Origin of the sequence: Acinetobacter sp. KAM396 (assembly GCF_021602765.1) — a bacterium.
Classification (GTDB): Bacteria; Pseudomonadota; Gammaproteobacteria; order Pseudomonadales; family Moraxellaceae; genus Acinetobacter; species Acinetobacter towneri_A.
Genome location: NZ_BPPH01000001.1, coordinates 241,826 through 268,401, shown reverse-complemented (window position 1 = coordinate 268,401; position 26,576 = coordinate 241,826). Strand labels below are relative to the sequence as shown.

Genomic DNA, 26,576 nt, shown 5'->3' with positions numbered 1-26,576 from the left:
TATGGGGTAGCAAAAACTACCAAAATTGAGTGAAATTTGAATAAAAAAACCTTCACGAAGTGTAAAGGTTTTTAATGTGAATGAAATGTTGTTGAGATTTAAAGGTTAGTGTTTAAATGCCTAGGTTCGAATCATAAATGAGTCTGATGCTGTATCAACAATGTTTAATTCACTCAGACCAACAGCTTAACAACGTCCTTTTTTCGCCTGACCTGGAGGACAAAAATCACCATCACCATGCGGATGTTGGTGTGGATAATAGCCTTTCGGGTAGATCGTGCGGTCAGGATCAATCACCACACTGCCTTCAGGGGTATGTACGGCACAGGCGCTTAATCCTAGACTGAGTAACAGGGCGCTTAGAAGTGCAAACTTTTTCATGGCTGACTCCTGATTGCTTGATAGTTTTAGTCTTTATATTCTTAGTATAAGTGCTTGTCGAGTAACTGCATGTTATTTGTTGTGTGCTTTATGCTGTATTGGATCATTCAGATGCTTTCATCAATCAAAAATACTTATCAGCAGTTCATAAAATGACGATTGAAAGTCGTTTTTCCCAATGATAGAGGCTGAAGATGAGAGGCAATAAATGATGGTGTTAAGCGGATTTATGAAAGCAGTCTATTGACGGATTTGAAAATTCTTTAAAGTAGCAACGACTCAGTGGTAGATGTACCGAGTCGTTATAGTTTCAAAAGTTAAAACGGCAGTTGCGCCAGTTTATTCAGGAAGTGAGGCAAGATGCGTGGTTCAATTAAAATAGTCACAATCACACCATAGGCCGCACCCCATAAATGCGCACTGTGATTAATATTGGAATTGCCGCGTTTACCCGACCAAATGCTATACGCTACATACAGTATTGCAAAAAAAATGGCAGGCACTGGAATAAAGAACACGAAAATCAACTTCCACGGCTCAAACAAAATATAGGCAAACAACACCGCAGATACAGCACCAGATGCGCCTAAGCTGGCCCAACGATGGTCATTTTTATGCTTTAAATAACTTGGAATAATCGCGGCGATTAAACCACCCAAATAGAATAAAACAAAGCCTAAATCATAGACGTATTGGCGATAAAAACTTTCAATAATGCTGCCAAAGAAAAACAGGGTAATCATATTGAACAGCAAATGCGCACCATCGGCATGCACAAAACCATGGGTAATGAAGCGGTCATATTGACCACGTTGCATAGCAGGCGGCCAAAAAATCAGACGATTCATTAATTCTTGTTTGGAAAACGCCAACATAGACACAATGACCGTAATAATGATAATGGTCACGGTATGATTAAAAGGTAAATCGAGCATAAACGCCTATTCTTTTACTTGAATTCTGCGTTAATAATGCATCAAAACTGAGTTAGAGTCGAACTTTAGGAATAAATCCGACAATTTTGGTTGATTTTTTTTTATTGCCCCGCATCTTAAGTTAAAATAGCCACTTCAGCTTGAGGAAATTATTGTTATGTCGACTGAGAACAGCAGCACAGCAGTTGTAGATGAAATTCCAAACTTATTGATTACGCCAACTGCTCAAGAGTATTTGAAGGATTTATTGGCAAAGCAAAATACACCAGGTATTGGTGTGCGTGTTTTTGTGGAAAATCCTGGTACACCGCGTGCTGAATGTTGCATGGCTTATAGTGCGCCCGATGAAGTTGTACCTACAGACTACAAACAGGAATATCCAGACTTTCCTGCGTTTATTGATACGCCGTCAATTCCGTATTTATTGGATGCCGTAATTGACTACAACAAAGACCGTTTTGGTGGTCAATTGACTTTCCGTGCACCTAACTCAAAAGTGCCACGTGTAGGTCCAGATGCTTCGTTAGAAGAACGCATTACTTATGTTTTACAGTCTGAAATTAACCCAGGTTTAGCAGGGCATGGCGGTAACTGTGCTTTGGTTGAAGTGGTGGAAGATGAAGAACATGGCTTAACTGCAGTATTGAAATTTGGTGGCGGTTGTCAGGGCTGTTCAGCGATTGATGTGACTTTAAAGCAAGGTGTAGAAACGACCTTGAAACAACACGTACCTGAATTAATGCGTGTGGTGGATCAGACTGACCACAGCCAATCTGAAGGTGCTTATTTTAAATAAGTTTTAATCTGGCTAAAAATAACCTCCTAAATTTTTAGGAGGTTATTTTTTATCTGAAATCGCCAGTAGACTCTAATTATTTGTTTGTAAATTTAAAATTTGTTGTGCTGCTTCAGAATAATAAAATTTCTCTAAATAATAACGTGCACGTTGTTTTAAATAGCCTTCAGCAATCATTTTCTGAATGACGGGATTTAATAATTGTTGTAATTGTTGCTGGACTAGAGCTTCATCAATATTTAAGTCGTGTAATAGCAAATCAAAAGGGCGCGCTTGATTGCGTACATACCACGCATGCACCCCATCATGCACTTGCTGTTTCAAATACTCACTTTGACGCAAGTGATCCCAAATTTCATGTCCTAAATTGACAGTTTGAGATAGGTCTTGCACTTCAATATAATTTTTTAAAACAGAAAGCGGTAAGTCTTTAATTCTGTGCCATAAATTAGCTTGGAAGTGATACAGCTTTTCATCATCAAAATGTTGATTAAGCACCGATTCGCTCATTTGAGTCAGCTTCTGCACATTTTTTTGCAAATAATGCTGAATGGCTTGGTCTAAATTGGTATCAGTGACACTTTCCAAAACCGATTTACCCATTTTCATAAAGCGTGATACACCAGGCACGCTTTTGGCGATCACCGAATTATCCATATAATCTTGAATGGAATGTTGAATGAGTTGGGTAATCATGGCGGCAAAGGCAGGATTATTCACCACGGTTTTAATCAAACGCTGACGATGTCCACTTTTACTTGCAACATATTGTGCAATTTTGTCGATGGTTAGCACAGGTATCACGTCGGCAATTTTACTGCTGTCATTAACAGGGTGTACCAGTGCAAAACGAATATGCTCAGCAATTTGTTCCACAAAAAAAGAACTGGCAGGCGTATTTAAAATTTGTTGTTGAATCAGTTGATGAATGGCTTCCGACGTCCATAGATCTTGTAAAGTTTGTTTGCGAAACCATTGGTAAAACTGCACAAACTCAGTTTGTATCGTTTCACTTTGGTTAAATTCTTGATCTAAAAAATCAAGCTGAGCGTCAATCAGTTGCTCAATGATGGGATGTTTCTGCATAAAGGTTTTATATAATAATTAATTTAGAGGAATCAGTTTATCAGCAAGGGGATTTTTTAGGTTCTGTGTTTTAGACAGAAACGGCAAATAATATTGTGCGACTTGTTTTTCGGCTTCCAATAAAGGCATGTGTCCAACATTATTGAGAATCAAGGGTTTTTCGGCGCGTTTGAGTAAAGACTGTAACTCATTCGCCACTTCAACATTTATAATGCGATCTTGTTTACCCCACAAAATCAGGGTTGGTGCTTCAATTGATCCTGCTAAACGTGCAAATGAGTCAGGAGTATAAATGCGGTTGAGTTTGACAATTTGCTCAATGGCTTTACGGGTTTGTTCCGAGCGTGAAATTAGGGCTTCTTCTTGCGCATGTTGAATTTGTGAGGTGATAGCAGGCGGGTTTTGCATGATTTGTTTAGCAATGTTGGCTAAATCACCATGTTTGCTCACAATTAAGTCATTTAAAGATAATGGGTTTTTGGTGTAAGGCGTATTGGCAAGTTTATATATTCCTGCACTATTGAGTAAAAATAAACTTTGCGTATCAAAGGGGTATTGCGAGGCATACAATGTTGCAATTGGGCCGCCTAAAGAATGTCCTGCCACATGTAAGTTTTCTTCACAGTCAATTGCTTCAATAAATTGACGCAGTTGTGAAGTTACGTTCGGTACTGAATTATCAAAATTGCTTGGTGTTTTGGTGTCACCGCTATTGGGTAAATCTGGAATAATCACATGATAATGCGGTGTTAAAAATTCTGCGACACGGTTCCAATTATCACGTGTGCCTGCTAAACCATGAATCAACAAAATTGTGGGTTTGCTTTGCGAGCCACCTTCATTATAGCTCCAAACGACATCTCCAACACGAATTCTTTTAGAGGTGAGTCCTGCCTGTTTGCGCTGTTGCTGCAAGTGATGTTGTAATAATTTAAGTTCAGTCGCGTTGTTGCTATTAATATTATTGTTTTTTGTGAAAGTATATTGATTAGGCGCAGCACTATGCACAAGGCAAGATGTACTTAGTCCCAAAGCCAAAAAAATCGTATGTAGATAACGTGATCGAATACATTTCATCAAAACGTCTTCCCCTGACGAACCAAAAACAGGCTCCAATAATGGTCGGCATTAGCTCTTAGATCTAATTGCACATCTGTAATCTGTCTATTGTAGGCGATTAAAAATGAAAGTCATCCATTGCTTTTTGACCAAAGCTTTGAAATTGGTAGAAAATGTGACATATCTCTATAAAAAGTGAAAAAATTTATAACAAAAATGAATAAAGAAAAGCGCGGTTGTATATTTTTTTGCAAGTGACATTCATAAAGACTGGCTTTAGAATATTCCAACTTCAAAGATCGGTGGTAAATCAAGAATGCTAACAGCTCAAGAAGCTTTAGAACGTCTTAAACAAGGAAACCAACGTTTTGTTTCTGGTGATACCAAACATCCGAAGCAATTGTCGCACCAACAACGTGCAGAAATGGCAGAAGACCAAAATCCTTTTGCCATTATTTTAGGATGTTCAGATTCACGTGTCCCTGCAGAAATGGTATTTGACCAAGGATTGGGTGATCTTTTTGTAATTCGTGTTGCGGGCAACGTGGTTGCGCCATCACAGGTAGGTAGTGTTGAATTTGCGGCAGAGCGTTATGACTGTGCTGTGGTTGTTGTCTTAGGACACAGTCACTGTGGTGCAATTCAAGCGACAATTGATACTTTAATGTGCCCAGACTGTCCACCATCGGCAAATTTAATGTCGATTGTGAACCGTGTTCGCCCTTCAGTTGAAACCTTAATGCAGACTGAACTGAAAAATGATTTGGCGAAATTGTCTAAGCATGCAGTACGTTCCAATGTATTTGCATCGGTAAATCAATTGCGTCATGGTTCAGCAGTTTTAGAAAACCTGATTGAACAAGGTCAGTTGAAAGTAGTCGGTGCAGAATATTCACTGGAAACAGGTGAAGTGGTTTTTTTTGATTTTTAATCCGAACCGCACAGCAATTAGACTTTCCTCAAAGGCGCTTTATAAAGCGCCTTTGATATATGGATAAGCATTATTCAATAAAATAGGCTGAGCTTTGGCATTTGGGTGAATTAAATCTTTTTGCATCAATTGCTTATTGCCTGCCACACCCTCCAAAAAAAACGGCAACAATTTGACTTTATATTGCTGACTCACCACTTTATAGTTATTTTCAAATGCTTTGCTATACGCCGAGCCGTAATTGGGTGGCATTTTCATCCCAAAAATCACCACTTTCGCTTTGGCTTTTTGGCTGTGCTGAATCAGGTTCGCTAAATTTTTTTGAATCATTTGTGGTGGTTGTCCACGCAAGCCATCATTCCCGCCTAACTCAATGACTACAACGTCTGGACGATGGGTCTGTAGCAATTTAGGCAGACGAGCCAAAGCACCACTGGTGGTTTCGCCACTGACACTTGCATTGACCACTTTATGCTCTTTCGGATACTGTTGTTCTAAACGTTTTTGCAATAAGAGAACCCAACCTTGTTGTGGTTGTATGCCGTAACCTGCACTCAAGCTGTCACCTACAATCATAATGGTTTTTGCAGATACCACGAATGGGCTGAAACATAGTCCAAGCAGCAACACACGCGGGAAGACACGATTAGTTAGATTGCGATTTTGCATAATGGGAAACATATGACTCAAAACACTAAAGAATCTAATATCATGCCACAAACGATTATTTCTGCCCAAAATTTGACACAAAAGATACAACTTGCACAAAAACAATTGACCATTTTTGAGAATTTAAACCTCGATATTCAAGCAGGTGAACAAGTCGCCATTACAGGTCGTTCGGGTTCGGGAAAATCGACCTTATTGGGTATTTTGGCAACTTTAGATCAAGCCAGCAGTGGAAAATTACTGGTTTGTGGTGAGTCAATTGCAGAATTAAATGAAGAACAACGTGCAGAAGTTCGTTTAAAGCATATTGGTTTTGTGTTTCAGTCTTTTCAGTTGTTGCCGCATTTAACTGCGCTAGAAAATGTGATGTTGCCCCTACGTTTGCAGGAAAAATTTAAATATGCAGCAGCAGAACAAAAAGCGCTGAATTTGCTGAAACGTGTGGGTTTAGAGCGTCAGGCACAGCAAACGCCGAAAGTGCTTTCGGGAGGCGAGCAACAACGTGTCGCCATTGCACGCGCTTTAATTCGTGAACCTAAAATTATTTTTGCCGATGAACCGACAGGAAATTTGGATGGTGAAACTGCAACTGAAATTGAGCAGTTGCTATTTGAGTTGAACCGCGAGTTGGGCACAACCTTGGTGTTGGTCACGCATGACCCGAAACTAGCAGCACAATGTCAGCGCCATTACGCCTTAATTGATGGACAATTGGTTGAGCAATTTGCAGCTAAGCCAACTGCTGCCATAACAGGAGGATGAAATGAACGCATTATTTCATCCACTGTTAAAGCAGAGTTTTAAAAGCAGTGGTGTCTACTTATTGATTATTGCGCTGACTTTGGCGATTAGCGCGACTACAGCCTTAAAGTTTACTAATGAGCAAATTCAAAATGCAGTGGCGTTGCAAGCGGCAGAAATGCTGGCGGGTGATTTAGTACTGAGTGACAATGAACCGATTGAACAAGACTGGCAGGATCAGGCGACTGCACATCAATTACAACAGTCGAATGTGACTGTATTTAGTTCGATGGCACATACTCAAGCGCAATTTGTGATGGTGAATGTCAAAGCGATTGAGCAAAATTTTCCGCTACGCGGTGCGTTGCGGGTCAGTCCTGCAGCGGACAAGATTCAGTCTGGCAAAATTTGGCTGAGCCAACGTGCTATGGATTTACTTCACGTTAAACTGGGTGAAACGGTGAATATTGCCGATGCAGCATTTACCGTGACTGCCAAAATCGAACACGATTCTAATCAGGAACTCGGTTTTTCAGGTTTTTCGCCGACAGTGATAATTTCACAGGCTGATGTAGCACGTACCCACGCCATTCAAGTGGGTAGCCGTATAGATTACCGTTTGTTGTTGGCAGGCAGCGCCAAAGATACGCAAAATTTTGAGCAGTATTTTAAAACGCATACACAGCAGCCTACACAGGCACAGCAAACAGCCAACCCTGAACAAAACTTTGAAGAACAAAGCAGTTTAAGACTACGCAATGCCAGTGAAGGCAATACGCGCTTAATGCGCCCAATTGCCAATTTAGATACCTTTTTACAGTTGGCTAACATCCTGACCATTTTATTGTGCGGGATTGCGATTGGTTTGACCAGTCAGCGTTATGTGCAACAAAATCAGGATCATATCGCCTTATTACGTTGTATTGGTGCGAGTAAACGTCAAATTTTAGCCGCTTATTTGGCGTTGCTGGCTTTGGTCTTAATTATCGCTATGGGCATTGGCAGTATTTTGGGCGTGATCTTGGGCTATGCTTTGTTGCAAATCATGCTGCAACTGATTCCGCATTTGGACATTCAATTTTCAGCCATAGAAATGTTGCTTGGGCCATTGCCAATTGCCATGCTCACCAGTGCTGTAGTGTTGTTGGGTTTTGTACTGCCTAATTTATTGCAATTACTGAATACCGCACCGATCCGGGTGATTCGCCAACAAGACAAAAACATGCGCGCTTGGTGGTGGATGCTGCTGACAGGAACGCTAAGTCTGATCGTATTTTGTGTGGTCTTGACCGAAAGTGTAGTGCTCAGTGCATGGGTGATTGGCGCGATTATTGCGTTGTGTGTGTTGCTGTATGGGGTGGTGTGGGGTGTATTAAAATTAATACGTCATTCTAAAGGTAGAGTCGCAGCGTATATTCGTGCGCCTGCTGTCACGGCCTTTCAAATTACCGCATTGGCTTTAGGATTAAGTTTGATTACGGTACTTGCAGTGTTGCGTACTGACTTGTTAGATCGTTGGCAACAACAATTGCCCGAAGGAACACCCAATCAGTTTGTTTACGGCTTACCACCGTTTGATATGCCTGAATTTCAACAACAACTCGCGCAGCAGCAGTGGAATAGTACGCCACTTTATCCAAATATACGTGGGCGTTTGGTTGCCAAAAATGATCAACCTTTTGCCGAAGCCTTAATTCAGCAAAGCAATACGTTAAGTCGCGAACTCAACCTGACACAGTCGGATCGTTATCCTGCCGATAATGTGATTGTGAATGGGCAAGCCAATTTTAGTGCAGTGGGGCAAGTCTCAGTAGAAGCAGATACGGCTGCCGAGTTGGGTATTCAAATTGGAGATCGGCTCAGTTTTAGTCTTCCTGAAGGCATACTTGAAGCCGAAGTGATTAATCTGCGTACGGTTGAGTGGGAAAGCTTTAGTCCAAATTTTTTCTTTATTTTTTCACCGCAAACTATGGATGAAAATGCAGGCAGTTATTTGGGTAGTTTCTATGTACCTGATGCAGATAAACCGAAACTGATTCAATTGATTCAGCAATTTGCCAATACAGTGTTTATAGATGTCAGCCTAATTTTGGATGAAATTAAACGTATTGTGAATGTGTTGGTGCAGATCATTACCATCTTAGCCATTTTGGTAAGTGTCTCTGGGTTACTGGTTTTGGTCGCGTGTTTAAACTTGTTGATGGATGAGCGCAAACGCGAAGTGGCATTGCTGCGTTCTTTTGGCAGTTCTAAACAAAAACTCAAACGTATGTTGAGTCTAGAAATTGGTTTTATGGGGTTTATTGCAGGAGTTGTGGCGTGTTTATTTGCCGAAGTGATTAGTGCTGTTGTCAGTTACCGCATGGATTTAATGCTGCAACCGCATTGGGAAATCTGGCTGATTTTGCCTGTATTTATGACCGTGTTGTGCGCCTTGATTGGTCGTTATCGTTTAAGTTATTTGTGCGATATTCCACCACTACAAAGTTTAAGAGAGATGAATCAGTCCTGATTCATCTCTCTTTTATAGTGTTTTGCTAGTTGTAAAAGTTGATGGTTCAACCCAGACTGCGTTGCATCATGCTTAGTAGTTCTTGCCAAAGGGGTTGAATTGGGGCAAGCAGTTGATGGCAATACCAGTAAAAGGTAGCACAGCTCAGTGGTGCAAGAAGCATCGCAAAACCGTTCACTAAGTTACTGTGTTTGCTGCGTTGTCCAAGGTACCATATGAGTGTCATGGCTGCGCCCATGAGCATGCCGCCAATATGTGCAGCATTATTAATGCCACTGATCATAAAGCCCATGCCTAAATTCAGTGCCATCACTATCACTAAGGTTTTGCCATCCAACAGAAATTTTTGGCGAGGTAATTGGGGCAATAACGCCAATACCGTCAGTGCAGCTCCCAGTCCCATCACTGCACCTGATGCACCTGCACCCACGCTAGGTAACAGCTTTGGATTAGCGACACCTTGTTCGAGCAGGGTATAGCTGTCTTGAATGCTGACATAGCCACTAAGCAGGTTACCCATTAAACCTGCGCAAACATATAACACTATAAAATAAGCACGCCCAAACAACTGTTCACTGACGCTGCCAAAAATATACAAGGCCCACATATTTAACATTAAATGTACTAAACCGAAATGAAAAAACATGCTGCTGAACAGGCGAATGGGTTCCGCCAAAAAGGTTAAAGGTGCATAATCAGCACCCCAGCGTATTGCATCTTGCGGGCTAGGATTGTTAATGTTCATGCCGTTGAGCACTTGCCATGCAAACAAAGCCACGTTTATTGCAATCAGGGCTGCGGTAATCCACCACAGGTGAATTTCAACTTTATTGTTGCGCAGGTTTGGGGGATGTTGGGACATATATTTGAATATTGTGTCGTAGTGATCAATCTAAGCTTAACACGAAAAAATAACGCTTCAGGAGCCATGCACCAAGATGAAAGCTTTTTTTATACGAACTTTGTTAATTCTTGTCAGTGTGGTGCTTTTGGTTCAATTGTGGATTTTTAGCAGCTTGGTGTGGTGGCGTACGCAGCCTGTGCAATCGACTATGATGATGCGTTTGGATTATTGGGCTGAACCGAGCAAGCCTATTCAACATCAATGGCGTGACTATGACCAACTCAGTGACAACTTAAAACGCGCTGTAGTGACTGCTGAAGATGGCAAATTTATGCAGCATCATGGCTTTGACTGGGAGGGTATCCAAACCGCATTAGAACGTAACAAAGATGAAGGCAAGGTTGTTGCAGGTGGTTCCACAATTTCTCAGCAGCTTGTCAAGAATTTGTTTTTATACAATAAGCGCTCTTTTTTGCGTAAAGGGCAAGAAGTTGTGGCAACATGGATGATGGAACGCATGTGGTCAAAGCAGCGCATTTTAGAGGTCTATCTTAACTCGGTAGAATTTGGCGATAATATTTATGGCGCCGAAGCTGCGGCACAGCATTATTTTGGCAAAAGTGCAAAAAGTTTAAGCCGTGACCAAGCTATTTTTTTGGCTGCGATATTAACTAATCCCAAATATTTTCAAGAACACCGTAATGCGGGGGCATTAAAAGCCCGTAAACAGATGGTGCAGCGTTATATGCGTTATGCGGAAATTCCTTAAATTGAGGGAAAACAAACTATAAATGTCAAAACATTCGCAAAGCCTAATTTTTTAGGCTTTTTTTATGAAAATGTCACAAAATTGAAGCATACTTGTAGCAGTGCCAAACATTTTAAAAAGCATAGGTGGGTATGAATACGGCAATAGGCGCGACTCCTGCGCAACCAGAATATACATATAATGATCGCTACATTAACCGCGAACTGTCTATTTTAGATTTCCATTTGCGCGTGCTTGAGCAAGCTGTAGATCCGTTGCATCCTTTGTTGGAACGCATGAACTTCCTGCTGATTTTTTCACGTAATTTGGATGAGTTTTTTGAAATTCGTGTTGCGGGCATGATGGAACAATTGGACTTGGGCAATGAAAGCCGAAGTCCAGATGGTTTAACGCCTAAACAGGTGTTAGATCAAATTTCTAAAACAGCACATGCTGCCATTGAACGCCAGTACCGTATTTTGAATCAGGAAATTTTGCCAAAATTACGTGAAGAAGACATTTGTTTCTTACGTCGCGGTGAATTAACTCCTGCACAATCGGCATGGGTGAAAAAATATTTCCAAGAGCAAGTTGCCCCTGTATTAACCCCAATTAGCCTAGACCCTGCACATCCATTCCCACGCTTGGTCAATAAAAGTCTGAACTTTATTGTGACTTTGGAAGGTAAAGATGCTTTTGGTCGTCAAATTGATTTGGCGGTTGTTCCAGCACCACGTTCTTTACCACGAGTAGTCCGTTTACCCGATGAACTTACAGGCGGTAAAGAACACCACGTCATGCTTTCTGCGATTATTCACGAGCATGTGTCAGACTTGTTCCCAGGGATGACCGCAACAGGTTGTTATCAATTCCGTGTGACCCGTAATGCAGATTTGGCGTTAAATGAAGATGTAGAAGATTTGGCTAAAGCCCTAAAAGGCGAATTAAACTCACGCCGTTTTGGTCGTGCAGTTCGTTTGGAAGTCACGCAGAACTGCCCAAAAGCCATTTATCATTATTTGTTAGATGAGTTTGATCTTGAAGAAGAACAACTTTATAAAGTAGATGGCCCGGTGAATTTGGCACGTTTATTGTCTAATTTTAAACGTCCGCATTTACGTTATGATTCACATACACCCGCCATTCCAAAGGTTTTAAAAAAGTCTGAAAATATTTTTTCAGCAATGCAAAAACAAGACATTTTACTGCATCATCCGTTTGAATCTTTTGCACCTGTGATTAATTTGCTGCGTGAAGCTGCACGTGATCCACAAGTCTTGGCGATTAAACAAACTTTGTATCGCAGTGGCGCAGATTCTGAAATTGTGCAAGTGCTTGCAGAAGCTGCACGAAACGGTAAAGAAGTAACTGCGGTGATTGAATTGCGCGCACGTTTTGATGAAGAATCCAACATTGCAGTGGCTAACGTGTTGCAAGAAGCGGGCGCTGTAGTTGTGTACGGTATTGTGGGTTACAAAACCCACGCCAAAATGATTTTGGTGGTGCGCCGTGAAAATAATAAATTGGTGCGTTATGTGCATTTAGGCACAGGTAACTATCACGCTGGCAATGCGCGTATTTACACCGATTATGGTTTACTGACCACAGATAAAGAGCTGTGTGAAGATGTGCATCGTATTTTCCAAGAGCTGACAGGCATGGGAAAAATGGCAAAACTGAAAAAGTTATTGCATGCGCCATTTACCCTGCACGCGCAGTTGGTGAATTATATTGATGAAGAAATTGCCAATGCCAAAGCAGGCAAGCCAGCGCAAATTATTGTGAAAGTGAATGCACTGACTGAAATGCAATTGATCAATAAATTGTATGAGGCTTCTCAGGCAGGTGTGCAAATTGATCTTATTATTCGTTCAATTTGCTGTTTGCGTCCAGGCTTGCCAGGTTTATCGGAAAATATCCGTGTGCGTTCGATAGTCGGGCGTTTCCTTGAGCATACCCGTGTCTATTATTTCTCTAATAATGGTAATCCACGTATTTATTGTTCAAGTGCAGACTGGATGGATCGTAATTTGTTTAACCGCGTTGAAGCGTGTTTCCCAATTGAAGATCCAGCCTTGAAAAAACGTATTTATGAGCAGGGCTTATTGACCTATATGCAAGACAATCAACAGGCATGGCTGTTGCAGGGTGATGGAACTTGGGTGCGTGTAAAAGCGGCTGATGGTGAAGAACCACACAATGCGCAGCGAATCCTTACTGATAGTATTGTTTAGTTTAAAACATTTATAGCAGGAAAAAGAGCGATGCCATACATCGCTCTTTTTTCGTCTCAAATATTTATTAAATACTTATATCTTTGATTTATCTTTTATATTGATCAATAATTTAAGAAAAACAGCCCATCGCATCATCCGCATTCATAATTTTCCGATAAATACTTTTTACATAACCATGCACCAGTTGTTCGGAAGCATTCAGGTTGGCAGCAACCTGCTGTGAGGGTAAACCTTGTCCTGAAAGCGCCAATATTTCATGTTCAGTTTTAGAGAGTGTCAAAGAATGGTCATGTGCGACAATGGATTGTTCGCAGGCTAAAATTTCATTGGCTAAGTTACCATCTAGCGGTGATCCGCCACGTAAAATGGTGCGAATCTGGTTTTGCATGCCTGTCGCAGATTGGTCGCTAAAGACATAGGCTGAAATGCCTAAATGAATAGCTTGTAGCAATTGTTTGGGCATACTTGAAGGCAGCACCGCCACAATTAAGGTGTCTTTACGGAAATGTTTGAGATTTTGAATAAAATCAATTTGTGCTTTTGACCAAGACTGTAAATTGATAAATACCAAATTAGGTAAATGTTGCTGCACCATCAACACTGCATTTGTGAGCGATGGGCTGCAAAGTAACACCTCATTTGGGTAGCCAAAATTTTGTAAAATATGGCTTAAATTTTCTGATGCTTCCACCTGATCATCAATCAGCAGAACGGGTACAGGTAAAATGAGATCTCTGTGAATCATGTCAAATACTCCTGTGCTGTTCTATAAATAATTTTGATAAATAGATTTTGCGTGATATTGCTGTAACTGAATACCCTTAGATATAGTGATTATTATATGAAAAGAGTAAATCTAAGTATTTGTTGTTAGGTATTTTTTATCGTTTTGAAAATGTGAGTAAGCTTACTAGAGACTGCTTTTTATTTTAGTTAATATGAACAATGAAATGTTAAATTTGTGTTTAAGAGCACATATTGAAACTTATTTATATTCATAAATCACTTCAACATATTGAACTGCAAAAATATAAGGATTTTTTGAACGAAAATAAAAAGGAGCCATGTTGGCTCCTTAATGAAAAGTAGGTTGGTGTGTCTAAATTGAGTGTGTGTTTTGAGTGATTTTTTGTAAAATCTGTAGCAAAACGTCAAATTCACTTTGTAGCGGTGTACTTTTACGGGTCACCAAAGCCAAAGTACGGCTTGGTGCAGCCTCAATACTTTTGATCTGTATATCTGGATTCGATTTGATCATGGCATTATGAATTGCAATTTCAGGCAATAGAGTAAAGCCCAAATTTGCAGAGACCATTTCAACCAAGGTTGGCAAAGAGCTGGCTTTTAAACGTTGATCGTTTTTACGTTCACCAATTGGGCAGGCACTTAAAGTGTGGTCGCGTAAGCAATGACCTTCTTCAAGTAGCATTAAACGCGATAAATCCAAATCATCTAAAGAGTGAGCCTGCACCGATTGATGATCGCCTTTGTGAGAAACCAGGAACAAATCTTCTTTAGAAATCTCTGCGACTTTCAAGCCACGTGTATCGAATGGCAGTGCTAACACAACCATATCTAAACTGCCGTGTTCCAATTTTTCGACAATTTTTTCACTTTGAGCTTCGTGTAAATGCAAGTGAATTTTAGGTAGCTGCTGATGCACTTCATCTAACAGTTGCGCCAAAATAAATGGGGCAATGGTTGGAATCACGCCTAGGTGTAAATCCCCTGTGAGAGGCTCACTCATTTCACGGCTTAAACGCATTAAATCCTGTGCATCTGCTAACAGAACCCGCGCGCGTGCTACGACTTGTTCACCCAATGGGGTTAAACGTACATTCTGTCGATCACGTTCTACCAGTACACCGCCAAGCAGGCGCTCTAGTTCCATGATCCCGCCAGACAAAGTCGACTGAGTTACAAAAGAACGGCGAGCCGCTTCTGTAAAATGTAACGTTTCAGACAGTGTAACGAGGTATGACAGCTGTCTTAAAGATGGTAATGCAGCCATAGTGTCCTAATGATTATGATTTAAAGTGGTGAGCAAACAGTTCACTAAGATGAGGAATAAAGTGTGGAGGGATATCATGCCCCATTCCTTTAATTAATTCAAACTTAGCGCCCGGAATCGCTTTCGCAACAGCCTTACCATGCCCTGGTGGGAGCAAACGATCTTGCGAACCATGTACCACTAGGGTAGGTTGCTGAATTTGTTTGTCCAGATGTAGCAACGAGCCTGTACATAATATTGCTAAAAACTGTTGAAGTACACCCGCAGGATAATAACTTCGCTGATATAATTTGCGTGCAGTTTGCATCGCTTCGAGTTGATTTACATGACCTGGTGAGCCAATCACCTTAAAGAGTTTTAAACTATGATCAACAATGCTATTTTCATCTTGCGATTTTGGTCTTTCTAGTAAGCTGAACAGTTGTTTTGGAAATGGTGGTGGTAAAAAAGGCTGGTTATTACTGGTAAATAATAAACCTAAATTATTCACGCGATCTGCATATTTGGCTGCCAAAATTTGTGCAATCATGCCGCCCATAGATGCACCAATCACCTCGGTCTTTTCAATGCCTAAGCGCTCTAATAGTAATGCAGCATCATCTGCCATATCAAACAAGTTATAAGGTGCACCGTGGTTTTGCAAACCTAAGCTGAAACGCCCCATCATTTTATAGGTGTTCAGACGAGGACCTTTGTGCCGAACTTTGGATGATAAACCAATATCACGGTTGTCATAGCGAATCACCCGATAACCTTGATCAATCAGTGATTTACAAAAGAAATCGGGCCAGTACAACATTTGTGCGCCCAAACCCATAATCAGTAAAATAGGTGGATCTTCAGTTTTTCCACCCACTTCGACATGCAACTGAATACCGTTGCCTAGATCGACTTTAGTTTCATGCATAAATGCCGTATAGGGCGAAGTGTGGAACTGAAGTGCACTATTCATGTTGTGATCCTCATGTCAGGCAAGGGCGAAATCAATCGCCCTTTATTGTTTTTATTTTATTCCGATACAGGCAATAAGTCTGGCACTAATTTAGTCAAACTCAAGCGTTGTTTAGCCGCAGTTGCACCTAATAGGACAAAGCCACGTAAGGTATCGGTTTGGTCATAGGCTCTTGCAATCATGCCATCGTCAAACTCTTCGGTATGCCAATTAACATCTACCCCAAGTGGCGCAGGTAAAACGGTCAGTGGTGCAGCTGGTGTTTTCACTGCAACAGGCATGGCAGGGTAGTGTACCTGAGTGGTTTCGCCATTTAAGGTTTTGGCTAAGGCACGTGCTTGCTGCATGATTGGCATGACATAGGGCAATAAAATACCATTCACTTCCGCACAATCACCCACTGCATAAATATCTGCTTGGCTGGTTTCAAGTTGTGCATTGGTGAGTACGCCACGACTGGTTTCAATGCCTGCTGTTTTAGCCAAAGCAATATTTGGTTGTAAACCAATTGCAGACAGCACGACATCGGCAATTAACGACTGGCCACTGGTAATCGTCACTAAATAGATGTCATTTTTAATTTTTGAAACTTTTTCAACGGTTGTACCCAATACAAAATGGATGCCCGTTTCTTCTAGGTTTTGCTTAAAAGCATTTGCTACATAATCTGGCAATAAACGAGCTAGCGGTTGTTGTGCAAGATCAATCACCGTGACTTGGTGTCCTGTTTGTTGCAAGTCATTAGCAAATTCACAACCAATCAAACCCGCACCTAAAATCACTACACGTTTATCTTGACGTTGTTCAAGCTGTTGGCGAAATGCAGTGTAATCACTTAAATTATTTACCACATGAATATCATCACTGCCATCGCCCGCAATGGCTAAACGCATAGGACTCGCACCCACTGCCAAAACCAATTTAGAATAAGGTTGTTGACTGCTCACTCCCTCTTTTTCTAATTCAAGTACATGCGCCTCTGCATCAATTGCTTTCACCCAAGTGTGGGTTTCAATACGCATATTGAGTTGGCTTGCCATTTTTGCGGCATCGCCCAATGCAATTTGAGCAGGTGCTTTATTGCCCGCCAAGGCGTTAGACAAAGTTGGTTTGGCATAATTGGCAGCATCATCTGCACAAATCATGACTAAGGCTTGTTCTGCATTTAGCTTACGAAACTCGCGTGCAACTGTATAACCTGCCATGCCTGAACCAATAATAACGATGGGATGCATTAAGGTGTACTCCAAATAAGGGCATAGAAATTGGCGTTAAAAAAAAGACCATCGGACATGGTCTTTTCGTGGTCTTAGATTTCAATCATTTCAAAATCAGCTTTTGAAACGCCGCAGTCTGGGCAAGTCCAATCATCAGGAATATCTTCCCATAATGTACCTGCTACAATACCATCTTGAGGCCAGCCTTCTGCTTCGTCATAAATCCATCCACAAACGATGCATTGATACTTTTTCATTCCATTCTCCATAAACCGATCTATAAATTTCCAGATCAGCAAAAAACTTATCTACAACTAGTTGTATGATATCTCTATTTGACTAAGTTTTTACGCAGTTATAAGGCTAAAGTAAAGTCAATAAGCGATTTTAATCTGTGCTTTTATAGAATGAATAGCTGCATGGGACAAAACTATACAAAAAAAACCTGTTTTGAGAGAGATACCTTGCTGTAATGAGAGAAAGACTGCAGGAAAAAATCACGTTTTTATGCGTATAAGCAATCTTTAAGACCTTGGTCGTACAGTAAGAATCTTATATTTTTGCTATTTTAAGATCGGATAAATACGTATTAATTTTTTTAACTGTATTTAAATTTATAAAAATCAAAATCTTATAATATTAGGGCGCGTGATGGAAGGCTGTCTTGCCGATTCGATCACTAGCCTTGTGTGAAAATAAACGGTAAAATTCAACCATTCTTTAGTCACATTTCTGATCTTCCATGAGCAATTTGTCTACTTTTTTGTGGTCGAATATTCGTACAGTTCCTCATTTCCCAAAACCAGGCGTAGATTTTTATGATTTAACGCCTTTGTTTATGAATAATTTGGATTCATTAACAGATGCTTTAATTGCCAACATTCCTGCAGAAAAATTAGCTGAAGTTGAAAGCTTTATTGCAGTAGAAGCGCGTGGTTTTGTATTGGCGAGCCTTTTAGCACAGCGTACAGGCAAAGGTTTGGTACTTGTACGTAAAGCAGGTAAATTGCCACCACCAGTTGTGGGTGTGGGGTATAGCTTAGAATACGGTTTAGACCGTTTAGAAATGACTGCCGATGTGCAAGCGCAAAAAGTCATTATTGTTGATGATGTATTGGCGACAGGCGGTACTTTAAAAGCAGTCAAACAATTGGCTGAAAAATGTAATCATCAAGTTTTGGGTGCCAGCATTTTTCTAGACTTGCCAGATTTACACAAAAACTTAGGTTTAGATATTTGGTCGGTGTTGGACAATAAGTCTAAACCAGAACAAGCAGTGGCTTAATCCTTTTAAGTTGTTGTCACTGTGATAAAAAAGCCTGATCATCATGGTTGTGATCAGGCTTTTTTAATAGGTGATGTTTATATGATAATTTTTTAATGGATTATTTTTAATGGATCGCTTTGGCTTTATTTGGCAAGATAAACTTGTTCGATTTGTTGAATACAAGAATTAATATTTTCTGGATGTAATAAGCGATGATGTCCGGACTCAAAAGTAGAGGTCTGCATATAGTTTTCTAAAAATGCTTGTGCGGCATGCATATCCAAAATTTCATCGCCCAACTCCAAATAAGCCAATTGTGGAATATCGTGCTGCAAGTCAACATCTGAAATTGCAGGATAATCATTGCGAAATGTGGGAGCTAAACTTGGATTTGCCACCACGCACGGAATATGGTGCGACATTGACATTTTGAGCGCCCAATACCCACCTAGACTATGTCCCACCAAAATTTCAGGCTTAATTTTTTGGATGATATTGTGATAAAAATCGGTAACGGTTTGATAATTTAAGTTGCGATAATCGACATCGATACAAAATTTTTGTTTTGCATCTATGACATGGAATTTAGTCGACTCACGTGAGGAATCTAATCCATGTAAAAACAAGACTTTTAAATCACATGTATTCATTGCCAGATTCACGAAGTTAAGCATCTTGATTCAAACTGAGCCTAAGATAAAGAGGATAGAAAATAAGATATTTAGACTGATACATCGGGATGTTTAAAAAAACAGCAAAATACGGTCTTTTTCATCTATTTCTGAACAATATTGTAGTGCGCTTGATTTGAGAAAGAAGTTAGCTTTTGGTCTAAGTCTACAAAAAATCACAAAAGCAAGGGGGAATTGAAAAAATAAATTGCCCGAGTCAGAGAAGGCATACGAAATCGCATCTAAATCTGCTATTCTATTGAACTTCTTTTTTTAGTAATTATTCGAGGCAGAGATGACGCAACATAACGCTCAATCGACTTCTGAACCCACTATTTCCGAAAACGATTTAATTGCGCAGCGTCATGCCAAGTTAAAGCAAATTCAAGAACAAGCGAAGGCGAAGGGAAGCAGCCCTTGGCCAAATACTTTCAAGCGTGAAAACTACGCAGGAGATTTGCATGCACAATTCGCAGAAGTTCCTAAAGAAGAAATTGAATCAGGCGAAAAAGTTTATGTGTCTGTGGCCGGTCGTGTGATGTTGAATCGTGGTTCATTCATCGTCATTCAAGACATGACAGGTCGCATTCAGTTGTATGTGGCGCGTAAAGAACTTAGTGCTGAAACTTTAGAGACGATCAAGAGCCTCGACTTGGGCGATATTATTGCAGTGAAAGGCTATATTGGTCGTTCAGGCAAAGGCGATTTATACGTTCATATTGAACATTTTGAATTGTTGACCAAATCTCTACGTCCATTACCAGACAAATATCATGGTTTAAACGATACCGAAGCGAAATACCGCAAGCGTTATTTGGACTTGATCGTAAATGAAGACACCCGTAAAACCTTTGAAATTCGTGCTAAAGTCATATCGGGTATTCGTGCATTTTTAACCGAACAGCGTTTTATGGAAGTTGAAACGCCAATGATGCATGTGATTCCTGGTGGTGCATCTGCGCGTCCATTTGAAACGCATCATAATGCTTTAGATATGCCGTTATTCTTGCGTATTGCACCTGAATTATATTTAAAGCGTTTAGTGGTGGGTGGTTTTGAACGTGTGTTTGAAATTAACCGTAACTTCCGTAATGAAGGGGTGTCTACACGTCATAACCCTGAATTTACCATGATCGAATTCTACCAAGCTTATGCCGACTATAAAGATTTAATGGCATTGACAGAGCAAATGCTAGAAAAATTGGCTTTGGATATTTTGGGCACTACCGATGTACCGTATGGCGATGAAGTGTATAGCTTCAAAGGTCCATTCAAGAAAATTTCGATGTTTGATGCCATTCTTGAGCATAATCCACAATTCACGCCAGAAAATGTCAATGACCGTGATTTCTTGGCTAAATTTGTGCAGGAAGAATTGAAAGAACAGGTGAAACCAGGTTTTGGTTTGGGCAAACTACAAACGATAGTGTTTGAAGAAACTGTAGAAACTCAATTGCGTCAGCCGACTTTCATTACAGAATATCCTGCAGAAACGTCACCTTTAGCACGTCGTAATGACGATAATCCACACATTACTGACCGTTTTGAGTTCTTTATTGGTGGTCGTGAATTGGCGAATGGTTTCTCGGAATTAAATGACCCGATTGACCAAGCTGAGCGTTTCCAAGCACAGGTTGCAGAAAAAGACGCAGGCGATGATGAAGCGATGCATTACGATGCAGACTTCGTTGAAGCTTTGGAATACGGCTTACCTCCAACTGCTGGTGAAGGCATCGGGATTGACCGTTTGGTCATGTTGTTTGCCAACGCTGCGAGTATTCGCGATGTGATTTTATTCCCACACATGCGTCATAAAAACTAAGTTTTAGCGCATTGTTGATTACATAAAAAATAACCTGCAGAAATGCAGGTTGTTTTTTTGTTGCAACTTAAGAATTAAACACTTGCCACCAATTTTTTGATCATAGGTCGATGCGTTGGCTCACAAGCCATCAATCATGCTACATTTGTAAATTCAGCCAAGCCACTTGTACATCTCTTGGGTTAGTGTAAATAGTCGTGTTTAAGAAATATAATTTTTCTTGCGCGAATAATTGTGTTTCAATCGACGGATACAATTCTGTCGTGATTGTATTTAAAGGGGACATCTACCAAATAAAAACCTTTAGGATATTTATATACATTCAATAAAGGTTTTTTCTTCGGCTTTTAGATGACCCGCGCCAATTTCATAGCTGTGGTCTTGATTGGTATGTGTTACGCAAATAAAAAACCGAGAGTTGATGATCACGACAACCTAATCCAAATGGCAGCCGAATTTGATCTGTAATGAGTTGATGCTGCACAAAAATATTCAGCATTGAAGTATCATCGTTTAAAGGTGCTTGCAAGACGAGTAGTTCAGGACTGTGCTGATACAAAAAACCAGCCAGTTGCGCCTGATCAAGTTTGGATTTGATCTGTTCAATCTGTGACATGGGAGCATCTTAAAATAAAAATATGTTTTTACTTTAAGCATTTCTTGTTTATGCTTGACACGTTAAATTAGATGAATAATCTAGTAAGTTATTCAAAAAAGAGCAACTTTTAAGCGTGATTGATGTGTATTAAACGCAGCGAAAATGACCTTAAACTTTAATGGGTAACAGAATAAACTATTGATTAAATAAAGCTTATATTACTTATTGGTTTTCTTTTATATGAGCTTTTTGCATATAAATATAATAAAACAAGCAATAGTTTGCATAACTAAGTCACTATAATGAAAATCAAATTCTATCTGTGTTATTCGTACACAAGTTTAAGTATATCCGGTGTGATCAATGTCAATAAATCAGGAAAGACTTACTCATCTTAAGCAGCTTGAAGCTGAGAGTATTCATATTATCCGTGAAGTTGCAGCCGAATTTGAAAATCCAGTCATGTTGTATTCGATTGGTAAAGATTCAGCGGTAATGTTGCATTTGGCTTTAAAAGCATTCTATCCAGCGAAACTGCCATTTCCACTGCTACATGTGGATACGGGCTGGAAGTTCAAAGATATGATCACTTTCCGTGACAACATGGCAAAACAACACGGTTTTGACTTGATTGTTCATCAGAATAAAGAAGGGGTTGAAGCAGGTATTAACCCGTTCGACCACGGTAGTTCTAAATATACCGACATCATGAAAACCCAAGCCTTAAAACAAGCTTTAGACAAATACGGTTTTGATGCGGCATTTGGTGGTGCACGTCGTGATGAAGAAAAATCACGTGCCAAAGAGCGTGTTTATTCTTTCCGTGATGCAAAACACCGTTGGGACCCGAAAAATCAGCGTCCTGAATTGTGGAATTTGTATAACGGCAAGGTCAATAAAGGCGAAAGCATCCGCGTGTTTCCATTGTCTAACTGGACTGAATTGGATATTTGGCAATACATTTACCTCGAAAGTATTCCATTAGTACCGTTGTATTTGGCTGCAAAACGTCCTGTCGTTGAACGTAGCGGCACTTTAATTATGGTCGATGACGAACGTATGCCACTGCTAGAAGGTGAAGTTCCTCAAATGAAATCTGTACGTTTCCGTACTTTAGGTTGTTATCCGCTTACGGGTGCAGTCGAGTCAGAAGCGAATACCTTGCCTGAAATTATTCAGGAAATGCTATTGGCAACCAGTTCAGAACGTCAGGGTCGTATGATTGACCACGATGAAGCTGGCTCAATGGAAAAGAAAAAGCAAGAAGGTTACTTCTAATCTCTCCTCAAGAATTTCCGAAAACCCTTTTTATAAAGAGGGTTTTATAAAAAGCGGAGCCAAGCCTCCCTTTTATCTAGGGAGATTTAGAGAGATTAAAGATTAAAAACCGATTTCTAAAGAATATGCGGAGCTTTGAGCAATGTCTCATCAATCGAATTTAATTAGCCAAGATATTTTGGCGTATTTAAAACAGCACGAAAACAAAGATCTACTGCGCTTTTTAACTTGCGGAAACGTAGATGATGGTAAATCGACATTAATTGGTCGTTTATTGTATGATTCAAAATTGATATATGAAGATCAATTACAAGCCGTGACCCGTGACTCGAAAAAAGTCGGCACTACGGGCGATGCACCTGACTTGGCTTTATTGGTCGATGGTTTGCAAGCCGAGCGTGAGCAGGGCATTACCATTGATGTGGCTTATCGTTATTTCTCTACCGAAAAGCGTAAGTTCATCATTGCCGATACGCCAGGGCATGAGCAATATACACGTAACATGGCCACAGGCGCATCGACCTGTGACCTGGCGATTATTTTGATTGATGCGCGTTATGGTGTACAAACGCAAACCCGTCGTCATACCTATATTTCTAGTTTATTGGGCATAAACAATATTGTGGTGGCCATCAATAAAATGGATTTGGTGGATTATTCCGAAGCGCGATTCAACGAAATTCAGGCAGAATATTCGAACTTTGTGAATCAATTGGGTGATCGTAAACCAGCGAATATTATTTTCACACCAATTTCAGCCTTAAACGGCGATAACGTAGTGAACAAGTCTGAGCATACGCCTTGGTACACTGGCGATACGTTAATGGGAACATTGGAGTCGGTAGAAATTAACCGTAAATCGGCTCAAAATGATTTCCGTTTCCCAGTGCAGTATGTCAACCGTCCAAACCTCGACTTCCGTGGTTTCTGCGGTACGATTGCTTTGGGTGATATTCATGTGGGTGACCGCATTGTGGCATTGCCCTCAGGAAAAAGCTCGACAGTTAAAGAGATTGTGACTTTTGATGGCAATCTTGAACATGCAATTGCAGGTCAAGCCGTTACCCTAACACTGAACGATGAAATTGATATTTCACGTGGTAATGTGTTGGTGCGTGAAGATCAGGCACGCCCTGAAATTTCACGAGCTGTAAATGCCACTGTGGTGTGGATGGCTGATCAGCCACTATCTATTGGCAAGTTATATAACTTAAAAATGGGTACACAAACCGTTCCTGCGAAAGTCACTGCCATTCATTACCGCACCAACGTAAATACTTTGGAACAGGTACAAGTTGAACAGCTTGAACTGAATGCAATTGCCAATGTCACCATCGAATTTGATGCGCCTGTAGTATTTGACCGTTATCAAGATAGTCGTTATACAGGTTCGTTTATTTTCATTGACCGTTTAAATAACGTGACCATTGGCGCAGGTATGGTTGAAGCTTGTGTAGAATGGTCTGCGCACAATGCAGCAGTCACAGCAGAAGACCGTGCTGCACGTTTAGGTCAAAAACCTGCAGCGGTATGTGTACCAAGCCAAGCACTTGAACAGGCGCAAGCGCTTGAAAGTTTGCTGATTCAGCAGGGTATTGTTGCCATTGCCAAAGCAGGTTTAGATGCTGCGCAGGTTGCACTACTACGCGAAACAGGCATTGTGGTGATTAGTGATGTAAACAGTGGCGCAGATGCAGAGTTGACTGCGATCAGTGCTGAAGAACTTGCAGAAAAAATAATTGCCCTAGTTCGTTTGTAAAATTAGATACGTTTATAAAATCGAATCCGCATACAATAAAAAACCGCTTTCATCTAAAAGCGGTTTTTTATGCGCGCTTATTATATTGGAAAGTTGGTTTTTAAGTGTACTCTACGGGTTCGCTATTGAGATGTTTGAGCATGGGTGTGAAATGCCCATAACTAATTTTTTGTGGTTGTACTTCAAAACCATTTTTTTTTATAAAAACTTAAAGCGGTCTGCGTGCTAAATACACTCATGTGCGATACATTTTTGCGCTGTAAATCGCTTATTGCTTCAAATAATAAGGCTTGACCAATACCGCGTTGTTGCATTTCGGGTGCAATGGCATGTTGTAAAATTTGCCCGTGATCACTCATCATAATAAAGCCGACTACCACATGCTGTAAGACATAGACCCAACAATTGTTGTAATGCAGCAGCATTAAAATATTTTCGTAGCTTTTATTTTCTAGCCATGCCTGAATTTTGGCTTCATTACGTTGATGATCTTGAATACAAGAGCGAATACTGGCATGTAATACCGCAACCAAATTGGTGACATCTTGAATTTGTGCAGCTCTAATCATCTAGGCTTAGTGTGATAGATAAAACAAGGCTCTATTGGAAGTGAAAAGCGTTTAAAGAAATAGCAGAAAATTGTTGTGTTTTGCTGCGTTATATAACAGCACAAGTGCTAATTTTGAGGCATTCAGTATCATTATGTAATTAAATACTGCGCTTTTTGGCGATGCAGGATGATTGATCTGTTAAAGCTTAAGCGTTGAATTGTGTAGCAGTGAATAGACGCTAAGTTCTGAGATGGTTATACTTTATTGAAACGCCTGAAATAAGAGCGAAGACCAAGATGGCAAAACTATTGTTATGCATTTTGTTGTTGATTGCTGTTTATGCAGTCTGGAAAGTCTGGTTCAAAATAAAAATAAATCGTACTTTTCAGAAAAGCTGTCAAGATATTGCCAATATTGTCCAAGACCCAACTACCCACAAAGCACCGCGCCCTGTAGAAGAGGTGGTGGAAGAAGTTGCCGAATACGAACAGCAATTATTTGATGATATCGCAGAAATATTTTTAAGCTTAAAAGTATCTAGTCATGACCCTGAAGATGCCGAAACCATTCAACAAGAAGTGCTGAATAAAATGCCTGCCAAAGCGCATACGCAAATTCGTCAATTAGACTTGGGTGAATGGTCGATTTACTGGAGCTTTTGCGAGCAATCCCTTGAATATTATGTCGGCAAATACGGAGTTTTTATTACCCATGTAGACCGTTTTGGACGAGAGCATAAATACAATAATTCAGAGCAATTTAAAGCGGATTAATTTTCATACCTGATTTTCTATTTATGGTTTTAGAGAAGTTTTTTTAAATGAATTGCAGTATCTTCTAATCAGTTAAGCCTTTGGTTAAATGTTGAGTTTTGCGCTATTTTCCCGAAAAGAGGTATCATGCCTTTTTCTTTTACATAGGCAGCATCAATGTCGGTTTTAGAAATCATTGCTGTGTTGATTAGTGTTTTAGGCGTGACATTAACGATTAAGCGACATATTGCTTGCTGGGCGGTGAATTTTATTGCCTGTTTGCTGTATGCCTATTTGTTCTTTGAATATCAATTGTATGGTGAAACGGTATTACAAACCCTATTTATGGGCATGGCTGTTTATGGTTTTTTCCAGTGGAAAACTGCACAGCAGCAAAAACAACATATCGTCATTCAGAGCTTGCCACTCTCTAAAATGTGGCTGCAAATTGCACTGTGTAGCTTACTTGGTTTATTGTTTGGGCTGAGTTTAAAGTGGTGGACACAAGCTTCACTGCCTTTATTGGATGCACAACTGGCCGCCATGAGTCTATTGGCAACCTATTGGACCAGTCGTAAATACTTGGCAACATGGGTGTTATGGATTGTGGTCGATCTGGTGTATATCGGCATGTTTATTTACAAAGAGTTGCTGCTAACGGCTGTTTTATATGCAGGCTTTGTGGTGCTGGCTTATTTGGGCTGGCGCGAATGGTATAAAATCCGCCAACAACATACAGTACATTCTGCGCTGTGATGG

At 40.3% G+C, this 26,576-nt stretch carries 26 protein-coding genes; 12 read left to right on the top strand and 14 right to left on the bottom strand.

What is annotated here, in order from left to right; genetic code table 11:
• Positions 1 to 186: 186 nt before the first annotated feature.
• Positions 187 to 381, bottom strand: coding sequence for a hypothetical protein (locus L6C30_RS01410; RefSeq protein ID WP_004972042.1), 195 nt, complete (start codon positions 379 to 381; stop codon positions 187 to 189).
• A gap of 317 nt (positions 382 to 698) precedes the next feature.
• Positions 699 to 1,316: a rhomboid family intramembrane serine protease gene (locus L6C30_RS01405; protein ID WP_070155291.1), complete on the bottom strand. Its 618-nt coding sequence runs from the start codon at positions 1,314 to 1,316 to the stop codon at positions 699 to 701.
• A gap of 157 nt (positions 1,317 to 1,473) precedes the next feature.
• Here L6C30_RS01405 and nfuA point away from each other — a divergent pair, with 157 nt between their 5' ends.
• A complete protein-coding gene (gene nfuA, locus L6C30_RS01400) occupies positions 1,474 to 2,112 on the top strand; it encodes a Fe-S biogenesis protein NfuA (RefSeq protein ID WP_019837467.1) in 639 nt (212 codons plus the stop codon).
• Between the two features lie 72 nt (positions 2,113 to 2,184).
• Here the strand turns inward: nfuA and L6C30_RS01395 are convergent, their stop codons facing one another.
• The gene (locus L6C30_RS01395) at positions 2,185 to 3,198 is read right to left on the bottom strand and encodes a hypothetical protein (RefSeq protein WP_236162152.1); all 1,014 of its coding nucleotides are present in this window, start codon (positions 3,196 to 3,198) and stop codon (positions 2,185 to 2,187) included.
• 18 nt (positions 3,199 to 3,216) lie between these two features.
• Positions 3,217 to 4,275, bottom strand: a complete 1,059-nt coding sequence (locus tag L6C30_RS01390) for an alpha/beta fold hydrolase (RefSeq protein ID WP_236162153.1) — start codon at positions 4,273 to 4,275, stop codon at positions 3,217 to 3,219.
• Between the two features lie 298 nt (positions 4,276 to 4,573).
• Between L6C30_RS01390 and L6C30_RS01385 the strand changes: the two genes are divergently transcribed.
• Complete coding sequence (locus tag L6C30_RS01385) at positions 4,574 to 5,188, top strand: carbonic anhydrase (RefSeq protein WP_019837464.1); 615 nt, start codon at positions 4,574 to 4,576, stop codon at positions 5,186 to 5,188.
• Positions 5,189 to 5,227: 39 nt separating this feature from the next.
• On the opposite strand, the gene L6C30_RS01380 is transcribed toward L6C30_RS01385, so the two are convergent.
• Entirely contained in the window at positions 5,228 to 5,857 is a 630-nt protein-coding gene (locus tag L6C30_RS01380) for an arylesterase (RefSeq protein ID WP_070155326.1), read from the bottom strand.
• 12 nt (positions 5,858 to 5,869) lie between these two features.
• On the opposite strand from L6C30_RS01380, the gene L6C30_RS01375 reads away from it, so the two are divergent.
• Entirely contained in the window at positions 5,870 to 6,619 is a 750-nt protein-coding gene (locus L6C30_RS01375; RefSeq protein WP_019837462.1) for an ABC transporter ATP-binding protein, read from the top strand.
• A 1-nt stretch (position 6,620) separates the two neighbouring features.
• Positions 6,621 to 9,110, top strand: a complete 2,490-nt coding sequence (locus L6C30_RS01370; protein ID WP_236162154.1) for an ABC transporter permease — start codon at positions 6,621 to 6,623, stop codon at positions 9,108 to 9,110.
• Between the two features lie 46 nt (positions 9,111 to 9,156).
• Here L6C30_RS01370 and L6C30_RS01365 read toward each other — a convergent pair whose 3' ends face one another.
• On the bottom strand, positions 9,157 to 9,972 hold the full coding sequence (locus L6C30_RS01365; protein ID WP_236162155.1) for a rhomboid family intramembrane serine protease: 816 nt from the start codon (positions 9,970 to 9,972) through the stop codon (positions 9,157 to 9,159).
• Between the two features lie 76 nt (positions 9,973 to 10,048).
• Here L6C30_RS01365 and mtgA point away from each other — a divergent pair, with 76 nt between their 5' ends.
• Both mtgA and ppk1 read left to right on the top strand, forming a co-directional pair.
• Positions 10,049 to 10,723: a monofunctional biosynthetic peptidoglycan transglycosylase gene (mtgA, locus tag L6C30_RS01360; protein WP_236162156.1), complete on the top strand. Its 675-nt coding sequence runs from the start codon at positions 10,049 to 10,051 to the stop codon at positions 10,721 to 10,723.
• Positions 10,724 to 10,854: 131 nt separating this feature from the next.
• Positions 10,855 to 12,936 carry a polyphosphate kinase 1 gene (gene ppk1 / locus L6C30_RS01355; protein ID WP_236162157.1) on the top strand — a complete coding sequence of 694 codons (2,082 nt, stop codon included), beginning with the start codon at positions 10,855 to 10,857 and terminating at the stop codon, positions 12,934 to 12,936.
• 112 nt (positions 12,937 to 13,048) lie between these two features.
• Here ppk1 and L6C30_RS01350 read toward each other — a convergent pair whose 3' ends face one another.
• From L6C30_RS01350 to rubA, 5 genes are all read right to left on the bottom strand, one after another.
• Positions 13,049 to 13,684: a LuxR C-terminal-related transcriptional regulator gene (locus L6C30_RS01350; RefSeq protein ID WP_019837457.1), complete on the bottom strand. Its 636-nt coding sequence runs from the start codon at positions 13,682 to 13,684 to the stop codon at positions 13,049 to 13,051.
• Between the two features lie 354 nt (positions 13,685 to 14,038).
• Positions 14,039 to 14,950 carry a LysR family transcriptional regulator OxyR gene (oxyR, locus tag L6C30_RS01345; RefSeq protein ID WP_019837456.1) on the bottom strand — a complete coding sequence of 304 codons (912 nt, stop codon included), beginning with the start codon at positions 14,948 to 14,950 and terminating at the stop codon, positions 14,039 to 14,041.
• A 13-nt stretch (positions 14,951 to 14,963) separates the two neighbouring features.
• Positions 14,964 to 15,902 carry an alpha/beta fold hydrolase gene (locus tag L6C30_RS01340; protein ID WP_236162158.1) on the bottom strand — a complete coding sequence of 313 codons (939 nt, stop codon included), beginning with the start codon at positions 15,900 to 15,902 and terminating at the stop codon, positions 14,964 to 14,966.
• Between the two features lie 56 nt (positions 15,903 to 15,958).
• The gene (locus tag L6C30_RS01335; RefSeq protein WP_236162159.1) at positions 15,959 to 17,137 is read right to left on the bottom strand and encodes an FAD-dependent oxidoreductase; all 1,179 of its coding nucleotides are present in this window, start codon (positions 17,135 to 17,137) and stop codon (positions 15,959 to 15,961) included.
• A gap of 74 nt (positions 17,138 to 17,211) precedes the next feature.
• Positions 17,212 to 17,376 carry a rubredoxin RubA gene (rubA, locus tag L6C30_RS01330; protein ID WP_070155307.1) on the bottom strand — a complete coding sequence of 55 codons (165 nt, stop codon included), beginning with the start codon at positions 17,374 to 17,376 and terminating at the stop codon, positions 17,212 to 17,214.
• Between the two features lie 485 nt (positions 17,377 to 17,861).
• Between rubA and L6C30_RS01325 the strand changes: the two genes are divergently transcribed.
• A complete protein-coding gene (locus L6C30_RS01325; protein WP_236162160.1) occupies positions 17,862 to 18,404 on the top strand; it encodes an adenine phosphoribosyltransferase in 543 nt (180 codons plus the stop codon).
• A gap of 125 nt (positions 18,405 to 18,529) precedes the next feature.
• Here the strand turns inward: L6C30_RS01325 and L6C30_RS01320 are convergent, their stop codons facing one another.
• A complete protein-coding gene (locus tag L6C30_RS01320) occupies positions 18,530 to 19,036 on the bottom strand; it encodes a YqiA/YcfP family alpha/beta fold hydrolase (protein WP_236162161.1) in 507 nt (168 codons plus the stop codon).
• Positions 19,037 to 19,352: 316 nt separating this feature from the next.
• On the opposite strand from L6C30_RS01320, the gene lysS reads away from it, so the two are divergent.
• A complete protein-coding gene (gene lysS / locus L6C30_RS01315; RefSeq protein WP_236162162.1) occupies positions 19,353 to 20,879 on the top strand; it encodes a lysine--tRNA ligase in 1,527 nt (508 codons plus the stop codon).
• 367 nt (positions 20,880 to 21,246) lie between these two features.
• On the opposite strand, the gene L6C30_RS01310 is transcribed toward lysS, so the two are convergent.
• Positions 21,247 to 21,495, bottom strand: a complete 249-nt coding sequence (locus L6C30_RS01310; RefSeq protein ID WP_236162163.1) for a hypothetical protein — start codon at positions 21,493 to 21,495, stop codon at positions 21,247 to 21,249.
• 351 nt (positions 21,496 to 21,846) lie between these two features.
• Here L6C30_RS01310 and cysD point away from each other — a divergent pair, with 351 nt between their 5' ends.
• Positions 21,847 to 22,755, top strand: a complete 909-nt coding sequence (cysD, locus tag L6C30_RS01305) for a sulfate adenylyltransferase subunit CysD (protein WP_171257443.1) — start codon at positions 21,847 to 21,849, stop codon at positions 22,753 to 22,755.
• A gap of 142 nt (positions 22,756 to 22,897) precedes the next feature.
• Complete coding sequence (cysN, locus tag L6C30_RS01300) at positions 22,898 to 24,514, top strand: sulfate adenylyltransferase subunit CysN (RefSeq protein ID WP_236162164.1); 1,617 nt, start codon at positions 22,898 to 22,900, stop codon at positions 24,512 to 24,514.
• A 182-nt stretch (positions 24,515 to 24,696) separates the two neighbouring features.
• Here the strand turns inward: cysN and L6C30_RS01295 are convergent, their stop codons facing one another.
• Positions 24,697 to 25,083 (bottom strand): GNAT family N-acetyltransferase, encoded by a 387-nt coding sequence (locus tag L6C30_RS01295; protein WP_236162165.1) that lies wholly within the window; start codon positions 25,081 to 25,083, stop codon positions 24,697 to 24,699.
• Between the two features lie 278 nt (positions 25,084 to 25,361).
• Between L6C30_RS01295 and L6C30_RS01290 the strand changes: the two genes are divergently transcribed.
• On the top strand, positions 25,362 to 25,838 hold the full coding sequence (locus tag L6C30_RS01290; RefSeq protein ID WP_236162166.1) for a hypothetical protein: 477 nt from the start codon (positions 25,362 to 25,364) through the stop codon (positions 25,836 to 25,838).
• Between the two features lie 156 nt (positions 25,839 to 25,994).
• Positions 25,995 to 26,573, top strand: a complete 579-nt coding sequence (gene pnuC / locus L6C30_RS01285) for a nicotinamide riboside transporter PnuC (protein WP_236162167.1) — start codon at positions 25,995 to 25,997, stop codon at positions 26,571 to 26,573.
• Positions 26,574 to 26,576 lie beyond the last annotated feature (3 nt).

Coding starts and splice junctions, on each gene's coding strand:
- L6C30_RS01295 (WP_236162165.1), bottom strand. CDS start 25,083: ATGATTAGAGCTGCACAAATTCAAGATGTCACCAATTTGGTTGCGGTA.
- L6C30_RS01375 (WP_019837462.1), top strand. CDS start 5,870: ATGACTCAAAACACTAAAGAATCTAATATCATGCCACAAACGATTATT.
- cysN (WP_236162164.1), top strand. CDS start 22,898: ATGTCTCATCAATCGAATTTAATTAGCCAAGATATTTTGGCGTATTTA.
- ppk1 (WP_236162157.1), top strand. CDS start 10,855: ATGAATACGGCAATAGGCGCGACTCCTGCGCAACCAGAATATACATAT.
- L6C30_RS01290 (WP_236162166.1), top strand. CDS start 25,362: ATGGCAAAACTATTGTTATGCATTTTGTTGTTGATTGCTGTTTATGCA.
- oxyR (WP_019837456.1), bottom strand. CDS start 14,950: ATGGCTGCATTACCATCTTTAAGACAGCTGTCATACCTCGTTACACTG.
- L6C30_RS01320 (WP_236162161.1), bottom strand. CDS start 19,036: ATGAATACATGTGATTTAAAAGTCTTGTTTTTACATGGATTAGATTCC.
- L6C30_RS01335 (WP_236162159.1), bottom strand. CDS start 17,137: ATGCATCCCATCGTTATTATTGGTTCAGGCATGGCAGGTTATACAGTT.
- nfuA (WP_019837467.1), top strand. CDS start 1,474: ATGTCGACTGAGAACAGCAGCACAGCAGTTGTAGATGAAATTCCAAAC.
- L6C30_RS01350 (WP_019837457.1), bottom strand. CDS start 13,684: ATGATTCACAGAGATCTCATTTTACCTGTACCCGTTCTGCTGATTGAT.
- L6C30_RS01370 (WP_236162154.1), top strand. CDS start 6,621: ATGAACGCATTATTTCATCCACTGTTAAAGCAGAGTTTTAAAAGCAGT.
- pnuC (WP_236162167.1), top strand. CDS start 25,995: ATGTCGGTTTTAGAAATCATTGCTGTGTTGATTAGTGTTTTAGGCGTG.
- L6C30_RS01340 (WP_236162158.1), bottom strand. CDS start 15,902: ATGAATAGTGCACTTCAGTTCCACACTTCGCCCTATACGGCATTTATG.
- L6C30_RS01405 (WP_070155291.1), bottom strand. CDS start 1,316: ATGCTCGATTTACCTTTTAATCATACCGTGACCATTATCATTATTACG.
- mtgA (WP_236162156.1), top strand. CDS start 10,049: ATGAAAGCTTTTTTTATACGAACTTTGTTAATTCTTGTCAGTGTGGTG.
- L6C30_RS01380 (WP_070155326.1), bottom strand. CDS start 5,857: ATGCAAAATCGCAATCTAACTAATCGTGTCTTCCCGCGTGTGTTGCTG.
- L6C30_RS01395 (WP_236162152.1), bottom strand. CDS start 3,198: ATGCAGAAACATCCCATCATTGAGCAACTGATTGACGCTCAGCTTGAT.
- L6C30_RS01365 (WP_236162155.1), bottom strand. CDS start 9,972: ATGTCCCAACATCCCCCAAACCTGCGCAACAATAAAGTTGAAATTCAC.
- L6C30_RS01310 (WP_236162163.1), bottom strand. CDS start 21,495: ATGTCACAGATTGAACAGATCAAATCCAAACTTGATCAGGCGCAACTG.
- L6C30_RS01385 (WP_019837464.1), top strand. CDS start 4,574: ATGCTAACAGCTCAAGAAGCTTTAGAACGTCTTAAACAAGGAAACCAA.
- lysS (WP_236162162.1), top strand. CDS start 19,353: ATGACGCAACATAACGCTCAATCGACTTCTGAACCCACTATTTCCGAA.
- L6C30_RS01410 (WP_004972042.1), bottom strand. CDS start 381: ATGAAAAAGTTTGCACTTCTAAGCGCCCTGTTACTCAGTCTAGGATTA.
- rubA (WP_070155307.1), bottom strand. CDS start 17,376: ATGAAAAAGTATCAATGCATCGTTTGTGGATGGATTTATGACGAAGCA.
- L6C30_RS01390 (WP_236162153.1), bottom strand. CDS start 4,275: ATGAAATGTATTCGATCACGTTATCTACATACGATTTTTTTGGCTTTG.
- L6C30_RS01325 (WP_236162160.1), top strand. CDS start 17,862: ATGAGCAATTTGTCTACTTTTTTGTGGTCGAATATTCGTACAGTTCCT.